Source organism: Kitasatospora sp. NPDC059827, assembly GCF_042731675.1.
In the GTDB taxonomy this organism is placed as follows: Bacteria; Actinomycetota; Actinomycetes; order Streptomycetales; family Streptomycetaceae; genus Kitasatospora.
This window is the reverse complement of the sequence record NZ_JBHWIV010000008.1, coordinates 125,015-139,089: the sequence shown is the minus strand read 5'-3', so window position 1 is coordinate 139,089 and position 14,075 is coordinate 125,015. Positions and strand designations below refer to the sequence as shown.

Here is a 14,075-nt window from a genome sequence, read left to right as displayed (position 1 = left end):
TTGTGGTGTCGGTCACGCAGGGTTGGGGCGAGCCGGGAAAGACGGGAAAACGGCCACAGAACCGCCCTTATGCTGGCACGCATGTGCGGAATTGTTGGATACGTGGGCGCGCAGTCCGCCCTCGACGTAGTAATCGCGGGCCTGCAGCGACTGGAGTACCGGGGCTATGACTCGGCCGGTGTCGCGGTGCAGGCGCAGGACTCCCAGGGGCAGTGGAGTCTGGTCACCGACAAGCGGGCCGGAAAGCTCGGCAACCTGGAGAAGTCGCTCGCCGAGTCCCCCCTCCCCGGCGGCACCACCGGCATCGGCCACACCCGTTGGGCCACCCACGGCGGCCCGACGGACGCCAATGCCCACCCCCACCTGGACGACGAGCGCCGGGTGGCCGTGGTCCACAACGGCATCATCGAGAACTTCGCCCAGCTGCGGGCCGAGATCGCCGAGCGCGGCCACACCCTCCGGTCCGAGACCGACACCGAGGTCGTCGCCCACCTGCTCGGCGAGGCCTACGACGGTGACCTGGCCGAGGCCATGCGCGTCGTCTGCCGCCGGCTGGACGGCGCCTTCACCCTCGTCGCCGTCCACGCCGACTCGCCCGACGTGGTGGTCGGCGCCCGCCGCAACTCCCCGCTCGTGGTGGGCCGCGGCGAGGGCGAGAACTTCCTCGCCTCCGACGTCGCCGCCTTCATCGCGCACACCCGCGAGGCGATCGAGCTGGGCCAGGACCAGGTCGTCGAGCTGCGCCGGGAGGGCGTGACCGTCACCGACTTCGACGGCAACCCGGCCGAGGTGCGCGAGTACCACGTCGACTGGGACGCCTCCGCCGCCGAGAAGGGCGGCTACGACTACTTCATGCTCAAGGAGATCGCCGAGCAGCCGAAGGCCGTCGCCGACACCCTCCTCGGCCGGATCGGCACCGACGGCCGGCTGACCCTCGACGAGCTGCGGATCTCCGACGCCGACCTGCGCTCGGTCGACAAGGTCGTCATCGTCGCCTGCGGCACGGCCTTCCACGCCGGCATGATCGCCAAGTACGCGATCGAGCACTGGACCCGCATCCCCTGCGAGGTCGAGGTCGCCTCGGAGTTCCGCTACCGCGACCCGATCATGGGCCCCGGCACGCTGGTCATCGCCATCTCGCAGTCCGGCGAGACCATGGACACCCTGATGGCCCTGCGGCACGCCCGTGAGCAGGGCGCCAAGGTGCTGGCGATCTGCAACACCAACGGCTCGACCATCCCGCGCGAGTCGGACGCGGTGCTGTACACCCACGCCGGACCGGAGGTCGCGGTCGCCTCCACCAAGGCGTTCCTGACCCAGCTGGTCGCCTGCTACCTGGTCGCCCTGTACCTGGGCCAGGTGCGCGGCACCAAGTGGGGCGACGAGATCTTCACCATCATCCGCGAGCTCGGCGACGCGCCGAAGCAGGTCGAGCAGGTGCTGGAGACCATGGAGCCGGTGCGCGAGCTGGCCCGCTCGCTGGCCGACGCCCGCTCGGTGCTGTTCCTCGGCCGTCACGTCGGCTTCCCGGTGGCCCTGGAGGGCGCGCTCAAGCTCAAGGAGCTCGCCTACATGCACGCCGAGGGCTTCGCGGCGGGCGAGCTCAAGCACGGCCCGATCGCGCTGATCGAGGAGGGGCTGCCGGTCGTGGTGGTCGTGCCCTCGCCGCGCGGGCGGTCGATCCTGCACGACAAGATCGTCTCCAACATCCAGGAGATCCGGGCCCGCGGCGCCCGCACGATCGTGATCGCCGAGGAGGGCGACGAGGCCGTCGTGCCGTACGCGGACCACCTGATCCGCATCCCGGCCACCCCGACCCTGCTCCAGCCGCTGGTCTCCACCGTCCCGCTCCAGGTCTTCGCCTGCGAGCTGGCCACGGCCAAGGGCCACGAGGTCGACCAGCCGCGCAACCTGGCGAAGTCGGTCACCGTCGAGTAGTCGCCCGGCCGTTCGCGGCGCCCCTGCGGTGGCTGTGCCCTACCGCAGGGGCGCCGTGTCGAGCGTGAAGGAGAACGGGGCGGGCAGGTCGATCGACTTGCCGAACTCGACCTTGGTCCGGGTGATGTAGTCCCCGCCGTCGGGTTCGGTGAACAGCGTGACCGTGCCGTCGGTGCGGTCGACCAGCAGGTAGCAGGGGATTCCCGCAGCGGCGTAGCCCAGGCGTTTCGGTTCGCGCTCCTTGCGCGGATTGGTCGACGTGATCTCCAGGACGCACGTAATGCCCGTCGGTAGTGACCATGGGTCCTGGCTCTGGAAGTGTCCGACGGGGGCCACGGTCGCGGCCGGCACGAACCGGCCCGTCGGGGTGATCAATCCCCTGTGCGTGCTGACGTACAGCTCCTCGGCTGCTTCACGCGCCACGGTGCGGGCGAACCGGGCGATGGCGTCCACACACGCACCGTCCTGGGGAGCCGTCACGATGATCTCCTCGTAGGTTCCGAAGAGTTCGATCTTGAAGCCCTGGGGCACATGCAGTCCTAGGAACGTGTGAAGGATGTCCACGAGCGACAACCTAGGCGTATCGCCCGGTGCTGACGGGGGATCGATGGAGAGTCACCCGAAAGTGGGGCCGGGGCCTGGTCCTGGCCGACTGCCGAAGGAGTTCTCCCCATGCGTCATGCACACCCTGTGGAAACCGTCCGGGCCGCGGAGGCGGAGCTGATGGCGCGGCTGCCGGAGGGCACGCTGATGCAGCGGGCGGCGGCCGGGTTGGCGGCGACGTGTGCGCGGCTGCTGATCGGGCGTCGGGGGCGGGTGTACGGCAGTCGGGTGACGGTGCTGGCGGGCAGTGGGGACAACGGGGGTGACGCGCTGTACGCCGGGGCGGCGCTGGCCCGGCGCGGGGCGCGGGTGACGGCGGTGCTGCTGGCGCCGGCGAAGGCGCACCCGGGTGGGCTGGCCGCGCTGCGGGCGGCCGGCGGGCGGGTGACGGCGGAGCAGGAGGTCGGCCTGGCCGACTTCTCGTGCGCGGACCTGGTGCTGGACGGGATCGTCGGCATCGGCGGCCGGGGCGGGCTGCGCCCCGAGGCGGAGCCGTACGCCCGGGCCGGGCGGCGCGGCACCGTGGTGGCGGTGGACCTGCCCAGCGGGGTCGAGGCGGACAGCGGCGAGGTGCCCGGGGCGGCGCTGCGCGCGGACGTCACGGTCTGCTTCGGCACCTACAAGCCCGGGCTGCTGGTCGACCCCGGGGCCTCCTACGCGGGCGCGGTGCAACTGGTGGACATCGGCCTGGAACCGCCCGGGCCGGAGGTGACGGCCCTGCAGCACGCGGACGTGGCGGCGCTGCTGCCGCTGCCGGGCGCGGAGAGCGACAAGTACCGGCGCGGTGTGGTCGGGGTGGCGGCCGGCTCGGCGCGGTACCCGGGGGCGGCCCTGCTGGCGGTCGCCGGGGCGCTGCACGGCGGTGCGGGCGCCGTCCGGTACGTCGGCACGGCGGCCGAGGAGGTGGTGCGCCGCTTCCCGGAGACGCTGGTCACCGAGGGCGGCCCGGCCGGGGCCGGACGGGTGCAGGCCTGGGTGGTCGGGCCGGGCGGGGGCGAGGGGGCGCGGCAGGCGCTGGTCGAGGCACTGGCGAGCGACGTCCCGGTGCTGGTGGACGCGGACGGGCTGACCGAGCTGGGCCGGCTCGGCCCGCAGGCGCTGGCCGGCCGTACCGCGCCCACTCTGCTGACCCCGCACACCGGCGAGGCCGCCCGGCTGCTGGCCGGCGCCGACGGCACCGCGCCGCCCGCCGCCGACGACTTGGCCGCCACCCGGCTGGCCACCGCCCGCCGACTGGCCGCCGCCTACCGGGCCACCGTGCTGCTCAAGGGCTCCACCACGGTGGTCGCCGACCCGGGCGGGGCCGTCCGGGTGAACCCCACCGGCACCTCCTGGCTGGCCACCGCGGGCAGTGGGGACGTCCTGGCCGGGCTGGCCGGTTCGCTGCTGGCCGCGGGCCTGCCGCCGCTGGACGCCGCCTCGGTGGCCGCCTACCTGCACGGCCTGGCGGGCCGGGAGGCGGCGGGCGAGCCCGGGGCGCCGGTGCCGGCGCTCGCGGTGGCCGGGGCGCTGCCCACGGTCTGGCGGGCCGTCCGGCGGCCGTAGCCGTAGCCGTAGCCGTAGCCGTAGCCGGGCCCGTCGCCCCGGGCCGGGCCGGAACCGGGACGTCCGTTCACCGCGTCCTGGATTGGGCGGACGAGCCGTCCGCCGCAGGTCGGCGGGGTGCGGGGGGTCGCGGTGCCGACCGCCGCGCCGAAGGCCCGTTCGGCGAGGACTCCGGGACGTCTGGGAGACTGACCCTGATGACAACTGCGAACACGACCGGCACGGCCACCCTCACCGACGGCGTACGGGCCGAGGCGACCATCGATCTCGCCGCCCTGCGCGGCAACCTCGCCTCCCTGCGGGAACGCGTCGGGAGCACGGCGGTGATGCTCGCGGTCAAGGCGGACGCCTACGGCCACGGCGCGGTCGAGTGTGCCCGCGAGGCGGTCGCGAACGGGGTCGGCTGGCTCGGCTGTGCGACGCCGGACGAGGCGCTGGCGCTGCGGGCCGCGGGCATCCGCCCCGAGCAGGCCCGCATCCTGTGCTGGCTGTGGACGCCGGGCGGGCCGTGGCGCGAGGCGCTGCGTGCGGACCTGGACATCTCGGTCAGCGGCCGGTGGGCGCTGGAGGAGCTGCTGACGGCCGTTCGGCAGACCGGCGTTCCGGCGCGCGTCCACCTCAAGGCCGACACCGGCCTCGGCCGCAACGGCTGCCAGCCGCACGACTGGCCGCAGCTGGTCGCCGAGGCCCGGCGGGCCGAGGCGGAGGGGCTGCTGCGGGTCGTCGGCGTCTGGTCGCACTTCGCCGCCGCCGACGAGCCCGGCCACCCGTCCATCCAGGCCCAGTTGGACTCCTTCCGCGCCGCGCTGGCGCAGGCCGAGGCCGCCGGGCTGCGCCCCGAGGTCCGGCACCTGGCCAACTCCCCGGCCACCCTGCTGCTGCCCGAGTCGCACTTCGACCTGGTCCGCACCGGCCTGGCCGCGTACGGGCTGTCGCCGGTGCCCGAGGTGGGCTCGCCGGCCGACTTCGGGCTGCGCCCGGTGATGGCGCTGTCCGCCCGGCTGGCACTGGTCAAGCACGTCCCCGGCGGGCACGGGGTCAGCTACGGCCACCACTACGTGACGCCCGGTCCGACCACGCTGGGGCTGGTCCCGGTCGGCTACGGCGACGGCGTCCCGCGGCACGGCAGCGGCACCGGCCCGGTGCAGATCGGCGGCAAGTGGCGCACGGTGGCCGGCCGGGTCGCGATGGACCAGTTCGTGGTGGACCTGGGCGGTGATACCCCCGAGACCGGCGACGAGGTGCTGGTGTTCGGCAACGGCGAACGCGGTGAGCCGACCGCCGAGGACTGGGCCCGCGCCTGCGGCACCATCTCGTACGAGATCATCACCCGGATCGGCGCGCGGGTGCCCCGCCGCTACCTGGACGGCAGCCACGACGGCGGCCGTGACGGGGGCCGCGCGGCATGACCGACACGCCGGCCGACAGCAACCCGGTCGCGGCGGTGGCCAAGGCGGCCGGCGCGGCCACCGGGGTGAGCCGGGCCGGTGTGATCGGGATCTCGGTCGGCGTGCTGGCGGCCGGCGCGGCCGCGGGCGTCGCGATCGAGCGGCTGACGGTCGGCCGGGCGATGCGCCGCCGGGCCCGGGCCGAGCTGGAGGCGACCGCCCCGTACGGCTCGCTGCGCGGGCGCCCGCTGACGGTGGCCGCGCCGGACGGCACCGAGCTGTACGTCGAGCTGGACGGCACCGGCTGGGACGAGCCGGACGGCGACGCGGCGGAGCAGGCCGGAGGCGAGCGGGCGAACAGCAGCCTCCTTCCACCGCCGCTGACCGTGGTGTTCAGCCACGGCTACTGCCTCAACCAGGACAGCTGGCACTTCCAGCGGGCGGTGCTGCGCGAGGGCCTGCGGCTGGTCTTCTGGGACCAGCGCAGCCACGGCCGCTCCGAGCGCTCCCGCTCCTACCTGGCGGGCGAGCCGGCCAGCATCGACCAGCTGGGCGGTGACCTCAAGGCGGTGGTCGACGCCGTCGCGCCGACCGGGCCGCTGGTGCTGGTGGGCCATTCGATGGGCGGCATGACGGTGATGGCCCTGGCCGACCAGCACCCGGAGCTGTTCCGGACGAGGGTCGCCGGGGTCGCGCTGGTCGGCACCCTGGCGGGGGACTGGAACGAGGTGAGCCTCGGCCTGCCGAAGGCCGGGGCCAAGCTGTTCAAGAGGGTCGCGCCCGGGGTGGTGAAGCTGCTCGGCCGTCAGGTCGACCTGGTGGAGGCGAGCCGGCGGATCGGCTCGGACGTGGCCGCCGTGTTCTACCGGCGGTTCTCCTTCGGCGGCCGGGACGTCGATCCCGGCGTGGTGCGCTTCGCCGAGCAACTGCTGGACGCCACCCCGATCGACGTGGTCGCCGAGTTCTACCCGGTGTTCGGCGCGCACGAGAAGTACGGGGCGCTGGCCGCCCTGCGCGGCCTCCCGGCCCTGGTGCTGGCCGGGACGAAGGACCTGCTGACGCCCTCGGCGCACAGCGAGGCGATGGCCGAGCGTCTGCCGGGGGCCGAACTCGTCCTGGCCGAGGGCGCCGGGCACCTGGTGCTGCTGGAGCGCCCGGAGCTGGTCGACCACGAGCTGGCACGGCTGCTGCGCCGGGCCGCCGACTTCGCCGGTGCCGCGCCGCTGCCGCCAGCCGTCCTCGCACTCGCGGCCGAACCGCCCCGGGAGGACCGGGCCCCGGTGGGCGCGACCCCGGACGCGGACCCGGATCCGGCCGTCGACCCCGCCTGAGACCGGCCCGGGCCCCCGCCGGGCCCGCCCGGGCACCCGCGCGCCACGGCGGGGTGCGGTGATGTGGCACGGTAAGCGGTGGCGGCCGGTGGTCGGTGCGCCGCTACGGACCGAAGGGCAAGACACGCGCATGGGCTCGCACGCCACTCTGACCGTCCCCACTCCGGAGCGGATGGGCCGGCTCGGCCGGGAGCTGGCCGCGCTGCTGCGGCCGGGGGACCTGGTGCTGCTCTCCGGTGAGCTGGGAGCGGGGAAGACCACGCTGACCCGGGGCCTGGGGGAGGGGCTGCAGGTCCGCGGGGCGGTGACCTCGCCGACCTTCGTGATCGCCCGGGTGCACCCCTCGCTGGTCGGCGGCCCGGCTCTGGTGCACGTGGACGCGTACCGGCTGGGCGGGGACCTCGACGAGATGGAGGACCTCGATCTGGACGTCTCGCTGCCGGAGTCGGTGGTCGTGGTCGAGTGGGGCGAGGGCAAGGTCGAGCGGCTGTCCGAGGAGCGCCTGGAGGTCCGGATCGAGCGGGCGATCGGTGACACCGCCGGGGAGGACCACGACCCGCGCCGGGTGCTGCTCACCGGCATCGGGGCGCGCTGGGCGGACGTCCCGCTGGCCGAGCTGGCCTGAGGCGCGCACGGGGCGTGTCCTGCGGGCTTGCCGGGCCCCGGTCGATCGGGTTCCACCGTTTTGCCGACAGGCCGTCGGCAAGGTGTTGCGGGCGGGGCGTCGGGCGTGGTGGGATGGGTGCTGCGGTTAGGTCTGCCTAACTAGGGAGGCGCCATGTCGAGCACCACCCCCGCCCCGGAGCGCGTCGTCCGCGCCGCCGAGGCCGGAGAGTCCGCCCACCGCGCTCCGGGCGCGCCGATGCGGGCCCTGCTGGCCGCCTGCGCGGCCGCCGAGGCGGTGTCCACCCCGCCCGAACCGAAGGCCCGGCGGGCCGGGGAGCCCGAGGCCGGGACGCCCCGGGCCGCGTAACGCGGCGGGCCTCAGGGGACCACGACCACCTTGGTGCCGTTCGGCGCGAAGTCCCAGAGCAGCTGCCCCTCGGGGCGGCCGCTGCGGATGCCGCCGGTCTTGGCCTTCGGGTCGGCGGTCGGCGTGCTGCCGTCCAGCGCCGCGCTGAATCCGAACACCACGCCGTTCTGCTGCGCGAAGCGCACCACGTGCTCGATCTGCTTGCCGTCCGTCCCGGTGGCGGTCTGGGTGCGGCTGTACACCGAGTAGCTGCCCGGGGTGGGCTCGATCGAGCCCGGGGTGACCGGGAAGGCGGCCGCGACCTGCGGGTTCTTCTTCGGGTCGACCAGCCAGACGAAGTGGCCGCCGGCCGAGTAGACGACCCGGGTGCCGCTGCCCGAGGTGGCCGGCAGCGGCGGGACGGTCGGGGTGGCGGAGGCGCTCGGCGTCGCGGAGGCGGCCGGGCCGGAGGACGTCGAGGCGACGGTCGGCTTGGCCCCGCCCGCGCGGTCCTGGGCGCCGTTGGCCTGGAAGGCCAGCAGGCTCACCACAGCCAGGGCCCCCAGGGTCAACCCCGTGACCACCACTCCAGGACCCATCTTCGCCACGTGCCCGCTCCCGCCGCCGTCCGCTGTACGTACCGCCCTTATCGTGCCAGGTCCCCGGGGCGGGTCGGCAGTGGCCAGTACGTGTGTTCCGGATGGGGACACCCGCTCGATCGTCCGGTCGGCCCAACGTCGGTCTAACCTTGACCCGTGCTGCTGCTCGCGTTCGACACCGCTACCCCCGCCGTCACCGCCGCCGTCCACGACGGCACGGCCGTCCTCGCCGAGACCCACCAGGTCGACGCCAGGCGCCACGGCGAACTGCTGCTGCCCGCGATCGACCAGGTCCTGCGGGCCGCCGGAGTGGACAAGAGTCGGCTCACCGGCATCGCGGTCGGCGTCGGCCCGGGCCCGTACACCGGCCTGCGGGTCGGCCTCGTGACCGCCGCCGCGCTCGGCCACGCGCTCGGCCTGCCGGTGCACGGCGTCTGCACCCTGGACGCGATCGCCTTCCAGGCCCGCGCCGAGGGCCTGACCGGGCAGCCGTTCACGGTCGCCACCGACGCGCGCCGCAAGGAGGTCTACTGGGCCTCCTACGACGCCGACGGCAACCGCACCGAGGGCCCCGGCGTGGACCGCCCGGCCGAGCTGACGCCCGCCGCCCGCTCGGTGGGCGCCGGCGCGCTGCTCTACCCCGAGGCCTTCCCGGGCGCCGGCGGCCCCGAGCACGTCTCGGCCGGCGCCCTGGCCGGCTTCGCCGCCGCCGAGCTGGCCGCCGGGCGTGAGCTGCTGCCGAACGTGCCGCTGTACCTGCGCCGCCCGGACGCCCAGGTCCCGGCGGGCTACAAGAACGTTCTGGGGGGCAAGGCGGTGCTCCCGGCGTGAACCACGGCACCACCCTGCGCCCGATGCGCTGGTGGGACATCGAGCCGGTGCTGGACCTGGAACTCAGGCTGTTCCCCGAGGACGCCTGGTCCTCCGGGATGTTCTGGTCCGAGCTCGCCGAGGCCCACCCCGGCGGCACCCGCCACTACTCGGTCGCCACCGCTGCGGACGGCACGATCGTCGGCTACGCCGGCCTGATGGCCGTCGCCGGCGACGGCGACGTCCAGACCATCGCCGTGGACGAGCGCCACCAGGGCGCCGGCCTCGGCACCGCCCTGCTCACCGACCTGATCCACGAGGCCGCCCGGCGCGGCTGCGCCGACCTGCTGCTGGAGGTGCGGGTGGACAACCAGCGCGCCCAGCGGCTGTACGAGCGCCACGGCTTCGAACCGGTGGGCATCCGGCGCGGCTACTACCAGCCCGCCAACGTCGACGCGCTGGTGATGCGCCTCGAACACCCGAGCACTGACCCGAAGGAACCGAAGGACACCCCCCATGGCTGACGAACCGCTCGTCCTCGGCATCGAGACCTCCTGCGACGAGACCGGCGTCGGCATCGTGCGCGGCACCACGCTGTTGGCCGACGCGGTCGCCTCCAGCGTCAACGACCACGCCCGGTTCGGCGGGGTCGTCCCGGAGATCGCCAGCCGCGCCCACCTGGAGGCGATGGTCCCGACCATCCAGCGGGCCCTGGACACCGCCGGCATCAAGGCCAGTGACCTGGACGGCATCGCCGTCACCGCCGGCCCCGGCCTGGCGGGCGCGCTGCTGGTCGGCGTCAGCGCGGCCAAGGCGTACGCCTGGGCGCTCGACAAGCCGCTGTACGGGGTCAACCACCTCGCCTCGCACATCTGCGTCGACCAGCTGGAGCACGGCCGGCTGCCCTCGCCGACGATGGCCCTGCTGGTCTCCGGCGGGCACTCCTCGCTGCTGCTCAGCGAGGACATCACCACCGACGTCCGCCCGCTCGGCGCGACCATCGACGACGCGGCCGGCGAGGCCTTCGACAAGGTCGCCCGGGTGCTCGGCCTGGGCTTCCCCGGCGGCCCGATCGTCGACCGGAAGGCCCGCGAGGGCGACCCGAAGGCGATCGCCTTCCCGCGCGGCCTGACCGGGAAGAACGACCCCGCGTACGACTTCTCCTTCTCCGGCCTGAAGACCGCCGTCGCCCGCTGGGTGGAGGCCAAGCGCCGGGCCGGCGAGGAGGTGCCGATCGCCGACGTCGCCGCCTCCTTCCAGGAGGCGGTCACCGACGTGCTCACCCGCAAGGCCGTCAAGGCCTGCAAGGACAGCGGCGTCGACCACCTGATGATCGGCGGCGGCGTCGCGGCCAACTCCCGGCTGCGCGAGATGGCCCAGCAGCGCTGCGACCGGGCCGGCATCCGGCTGCGGGTGCCCCGGCCGGGCCTGTGCACCGACAACGGCGCGATGGTGGCGGCGCTGGGCTCCGAGATGGTGTGGCGCGGCCGCACCCCCTCCGCCTTCGAGCTGTCCGCGGACTCCTCGCTGCCCGTCACCGACGTCCACGTCCCGGCCGGGGGAGCCGGGCACGGCGACGTCCACGGCCAGGCCTACCAGGCCCTCGGCGGCGGCGCCGCGTGACCGTCGCCGCGATGTGGGAGGCCCGCGCGGCGGACGGCCGCGGGGCCGAACTCGCCGCCTGGGCAAGGGAGTCCGCTCTTCCCGCGCTGCGCGGCGCGGCCGGGCTGGAGCGCCTCGAACTGCTCTCCGCCCCCGGCGAGCGGGTGCTGCTGATCACCTGGTGGAGCGGTGCGCCCGTGCCGGTCGCCGACCCGCCGACCGAACTGCTGGGCCGCCCGGTGCACCGCTGGTCCTTCACCAGCGACCACGTCGAGCAGGGCCCGAACGGGAACCGCCGCGGCGGCGCTACCGTGCATAGCTGAGAGAACGCTGGACGGGACCGGGAGCGCGGTGCGGTGAACAGGGACGGGCGGAGCAGGACCAGGACGTACGTGGCGGGGGCGGTGGCCCTGCTGGCCTTCGCCACCGCGTGCGGCGACAACGGGGGCGGCGGCAGCGCCGCCCCGTCCGCGAGCACGGCCGGGACGGCGGAGCAGACCCGGCCGCCCGCCGGAAGCACCCCCGGCGCGGCGGCCACCACGCCCGGCGCGGCCCCGGCCCAGGGCGACGCCGCGGCCTGGGCGAAGTGGAACCTCAAGCCGCTCGCCCCGGCCCCCGCGCCGCCCGCCGACAAGCCCGTCAAGCTCGAACGCACCGGCACCGTACCGGTGTTCAGCGACGTGAAGACCACCGACAAGGTCGTCTTCATCACCATCGACGACGGCGCCGAGAAGGACCCGAAGTTCGTCGAGATGCTGACCGACCTCAAGGTGCCGATCTCGATGTTCCTGACCAAGGACATCGTCAAGAACGACTACGGCTACTTCAAGCCGCTCCAGGCACTGGGCAACCACATCCAGAACCACACCGTCACCCACCCGGTGATGAGCAAGCTGTCGGCCGACAAGCAGAAGTCCGAGATCTGCGAGGACCAGGCCGCGCTCACCCAGCAGTACGGCACCGCCCCGCTGCTGTTCCGCCCGCCGTTCGGCGACGGCGCCAACACCCCGATGCTCAACACCTCGGTGCAGCAGTGCGGCCCGCGCGCGATCGTGCTGTGGCGCGAGTCGATGCAGATCCACGACATGCAGTACCAGGCGGGCGACAAGAAGTTGAAGTCCGGCGACATCATCCTGGCGCACTTCCGCGGCCCCAAGGAGCTCAAGGGCGCCACCATGACCCAGATGTTCGCGGACCTGCTGGCCCGGATCCAGGAGCAGGGCTTCTCGGTGGCCCGGCTGGAGGACTACATCCAGGCGCCGGCCTCGTAGCCGCTCAGACCGGCCGGCCCAGCATCATCAGCGGCCCCTTGTCGGTGCGGCTGAGGATCACCGTGACGGAGTTCGGCCCGGAGGGCTTGAGCTGGCGGCGCAGCTCCTCCGGGGTGATCGCCATCCCGCGCTTCTTGATCACCACCGTGCCGACCGCGCGCTCGCGCAGCAGCGCCTTCAGCTTCTTGACGTTGTACGGGAGCACGTCGGTGAGCTCGAAGGCGTGCGCGTACGGGGTGGCGACCAGGCGGTCCGAGGTCACGTAGGCGATCTTCGGGTCGATCAGCCGGCCGTCGACCTGCCCGGCCACCTCGGCCACCAGGTGCGCCCGGATCACCGCGCCGTCCGGCTCGTACAGGTAGCGCCCGACCGGGCCGGCCGGCGGGTCGGGCAGGTCGCCGCCGGTCAGGCTGTCGCCGTGCGGCAGCAGGGTCGCGCGGTGCGGGCGGACCGCCCCGGTGCCGAACCAGAGCACCGCCTCCTTGACGTCCCCGTGGTCGGAGACCCACTCGGCCTCGGCGTCCGCCGGGACGGCCTCGTGCGGGATGCCCGGAGCGACCTTCAACGCGCCGATCGGGGTCCGCCGCCCGGCCTCGACCGCCCAGGACAGCGGCGGGGCGTACGCCTCCGGGTCGAACACCCGGCCGCGCGAGGTGCGCCGCGCCGGGTCGGTGAACACCGCGTCGTAGCCGGTGACGTCCACCTCGGCGACGTCCGCGCAGCGCACCTCCACCAGCTCCGACAGGCCCAGCGCGGCGGCGTTGGCGGCGGTGGCGGCGCAGGCCGCCGGGTCCCTGTCGACGGCCAGCACCCGGATCCCGGCCCGGGCCAGGGCCAGCACGTCCCCGCCGATGCCGCAGCAGAGGTCCGCCAGGCGCCGTACGCCCAGCTCGGCGAAGCGGCGGGCCCGCCACTCGGCCACGCTGCGCCGGGTGGACTGCTCGACCCCGTTGGGCGTGAAGTACATCAGGTCGGCGTCCGCCCCGAACTTCGCCCGCGCCCGCTGCCGCAGCCGCGCCTGGCCGAACGCCGCCGACACCAGCTCCGCCGGGTGCTCCCGCCGCAGCCGGGTGGCCAGCGCCAGCTCCTCCTCGGGGGTGAACTCGCGCAGCTCGGCGAGCAGGGCCTGACCCTCGGGGGTCAGCAGGGGCTGGAGGTTCTCGGTGTCCACCAGGTCATTCTGACCGGTCAGCCCGTCAGCAGGGCCGCCAGTGCCAGCGCGAACGGCGTCGCCACCGCGACCCAGGGGGTGATCCGGTAACCGAGCCGACGGCTGCCGCGTGCGGTCAGTGCCAGGGCGGCGAGCAGGGCCGCGCCGACGACGACGGCCGAGGCCTTCCACGCGTGGGTGAGGCCGGTCAGGACGAAGCACGCCACCGCTCCGGCGGCGACGGCCACGAACAGGCCGAGGACCACCACGAGGGAGAGCAGCAGGTCTGTTGCCCAGTGGATCCGCGGTTGCGCCGGTGGTCGGGTCACCGCCACAGGATGCCCGAGGAGAGGACGGCGGGCAGCAGGAACGGCGCGAGCGCGGCGGCGCCCGGGAGGAGCGAGTAGCCGGAGCGGCGGCTGCGTGCGGCCACCAGGACGGCCGCCGCCAGGGCGGCCGCAGGACCGGCGACCATCCCGTAGCCGAGGAAGGCCCACGCGCTCCCGTCCCCGTCGTCCCCGGTGCCCGGGCCGCCGCCCGTGCAGGCGACGAGACAGAAGACGACGAACGGGAGCACCGCTCCGAGCAGGGGCAGTGCCAGCAGGGCGAGCGCCGCGTCCTTGAGCCGGGCCGGCCCGACGCGCATCGGGATCGGGGTCATGGCAGGAGTCTGGCCGCCCGGCTGGGCATCGCACATGAGTACGGCTACTCATCCGCGGGTCGAGTCCGCAGGGCGCGTCGTTGGCACTCTGGTTGACTGAGTGCTAACGGCAGCCTATGGTCGTCCTTGGCACTCCCCACTGGGGGAGTGCTAATGCGAAGACGTGTGCCTGACCCCCGCGACGGCAGGTACGCAGGTTCGCCCCTACCCGTTAGAAAACCCCGT

At 74.5% G+C, this 14,075-nt stretch carries 16 protein-coding genes; 11 read left to right on the top strand and 5 right to left on the bottom strand.

The genetic code is table 11. From position 1 onward, the window contains the following. Positions 1–81 precede the first annotated feature (81 nt). Positions 82–1,938 carry a glutamine--fructose-6-phosphate transaminase (isomerizing) gene (gene glmS / locus ACFV8H_RS07780; RefSeq protein WP_380397387.1) on the top strand — a complete coding sequence of 619 codons (1,857 nt, stop codon included), beginning with the start codon at positions 82–84 and terminating at the stop codon, positions 1,936–1,938. 39 nt (positions 1,939–1,977) lie between these two features. On the opposite strand, the gene ACFV8H_RS07775 is transcribed toward glmS, so the two are convergent. Next, positions 1,978–2,502 carry a Uma2 family endonuclease gene (locus ACFV8H_RS07775; protein ID WP_380397385.1) on the bottom strand — a complete coding sequence of 175 codons (525 nt, stop codon included), beginning with the start codon at positions 2,500–2,502 and terminating at the stop codon, positions 1,978–1,980. Between the two features lie 108 nt (positions 2,503–2,610). Between ACFV8H_RS07775 and ACFV8H_RS07770 the strand changes: the two genes are divergently transcribed. The 5 genes from ACFV8H_RS07770 (at position 2,611) to ACFV8H_RS07750 (ending at position 7,778) form a co-directional block, all read left to right on the top strand. Beyond that, the gene (locus ACFV8H_RS07770; RefSeq protein WP_380397383.1) at positions 2,611–4,086 is read left to right on the top strand and encodes an NAD(P)H-hydrate dehydratase; all 1,476 of its coding nucleotides are present in this window, start codon (positions 2,611–2,613) and stop codon (positions 4,084–4,086) included. Positions 4,087–4,283: 197 nt separating this feature from the next. Beyond that, entirely contained in the window at positions 4,284–5,495 is a 1,212-nt protein-coding gene (alr, locus tag ACFV8H_RS07765; RefSeq protein ID WP_375882120.1) for an alanine racemase, read from the top strand. Further along, a complete protein-coding gene (locus ACFV8H_RS07760; protein ID WP_380397381.1) occupies positions 5,492–6,805 on the top strand; it encodes an alpha/beta fold hydrolase in 1,314 nt (437 codons plus the stop codon). The genes alr and ACFV8H_RS07760 overlap by 4 nt, the downstream gene beginning before the upstream one ends. Positions 6,806–6,935: 130 nt before the next feature. Continuing rightward, a complete protein-coding gene (tsaE, locus tag ACFV8H_RS07755; protein WP_375882122.1) occupies positions 6,936–7,430 on the top strand; it encodes a tRNA (adenosine(37)-N6)-threonylcarbamoyltransferase complex ATPase subunit type 1 TsaE in 495 nt (164 codons plus the stop codon). 153 nt (positions 7,431–7,583) lie between these two features. Next, positions 7,584–7,778, top strand: a complete 195-nt coding sequence (locus ACFV8H_RS07750; RefSeq protein ID WP_380397379.1) for a hypothetical protein — start codon at positions 7,584–7,586, stop codon at positions 7,776–7,778. 11 nt (positions 7,779–7,789) lie between these two features. Here the strand turns inward: ACFV8H_RS07750 and ACFV8H_RS07745 are convergent, their stop codons facing one another. Further along, positions 7,790–8,356 (bottom strand): hypothetical protein, encoded by a 567-nt coding sequence (locus tag ACFV8H_RS07745; protein ID WP_380397425.1) that lies wholly within the window; start codon positions 8,354–8,356, stop codon positions 7,790–7,792. A 156-nt stretch (positions 8,357–8,512) separates the two neighbouring features. Here ACFV8H_RS07745 and tsaB point away from each other — a divergent pair, with 156 nt between their 5' ends. The 5 genes from tsaB to ACFV8H_RS07720 are packed head-to-tail and all read left to right on the top strand — an operon-like array spanning position 8,513 to position 12,039. After that, complete coding sequence (tsaB, locus tag ACFV8H_RS07740; RefSeq protein ID WP_375882127.1) at positions 8,513–9,187, top strand: tRNA (adenosine(37)-N6)-threonylcarbamoyltransferase complex dimerization subunit type 1 TsaB; 675 nt, start codon at positions 8,513–8,515, stop codon at positions 9,185–9,187. A 23-nt stretch (positions 9,188–9,210) separates the two neighbouring features. Then, positions 9,211–9,690: a ribosomal protein S18-alanine N-acetyltransferase gene (gene rimI, locus ACFV8H_RS07735; RefSeq protein WP_375882355.1), complete on the top strand. Its 480-nt coding sequence runs from the start codon at positions 9,211–9,213 to the stop codon at positions 9,688–9,690. Continuing rightward, the gene (gene tsaD, locus ACFV8H_RS07730; protein WP_380397377.1) at positions 9,683–10,789 is read left to right on the top strand and encodes a tRNA (adenosine(37)-N6)-threonylcarbamoyltransferase complex transferase subunit TsaD; all 1,107 of its coding nucleotides are present in this window, start codon (positions 9,683–9,685) and stop codon (positions 10,787–10,789) included. The genes rimI and tsaD overlap by 8 nt, the downstream gene beginning before the upstream one ends. Next, complete coding sequence (locus ACFV8H_RS07725; protein WP_380397375.1) at positions 10,786–11,091, top strand: hypothetical protein; 306 nt, start codon at positions 10,786–10,788, stop codon at positions 11,089–11,091. Before tsaD ends, ACFV8H_RS07725 begins: the two co-directional genes overlap by 4 nt. A gap of 33 nt (positions 11,092–11,124) precedes the next feature. Beyond that, positions 11,125–12,039 carry a polysaccharide deacetylase family protein gene (locus tag ACFV8H_RS07720; RefSeq protein WP_380397373.1) on the top strand — a complete coding sequence of 305 codons (915 nt, stop codon included), beginning with the start codon at positions 11,125–11,127 and terminating at the stop codon, positions 12,037–12,039. A gap of 4 nt (positions 12,040–12,043) precedes the next feature. On the opposite strand, the gene ACFV8H_RS07715 is transcribed toward ACFV8H_RS07720, so the two are convergent. The 3 genes from ACFV8H_RS07715 to ACFV8H_RS07705 are packed head-to-tail and all read right to left on the bottom strand — an operon-like array spanning position 12,044 to position 13,850. After that, the gene (locus ACFV8H_RS07715; protein ID WP_380397423.1) at positions 12,044–13,213 is read right to left on the bottom strand and encodes a methyltransferase domain-containing protein; all 1,170 of its coding nucleotides are present in this window, start codon (positions 13,211–13,213) and stop codon (positions 12,044–12,046) included. A 14-nt stretch (positions 13,214–13,227) separates the two neighbouring features. Further along, positions 13,228–13,518: a hypothetical protein gene (locus tag ACFV8H_RS07710; RefSeq protein WP_380397371.1), complete on the bottom strand. Its 291-nt coding sequence runs from the start codon at positions 13,516–13,518 to the stop codon at positions 13,228–13,230. Further along, positions 13,515–13,850, bottom strand: coding sequence for a hypothetical protein (locus ACFV8H_RS07705; protein WP_380397369.1), 336 nt, complete (start codon positions 13,848–13,850; stop codon positions 13,515–13,517). Before ACFV8H_RS07705 ends, ACFV8H_RS07710 begins: the two co-directional genes overlap by 4 nt. Between the last annotated feature and the right edge of the window lie 225 nt (positions 13,851–14,075).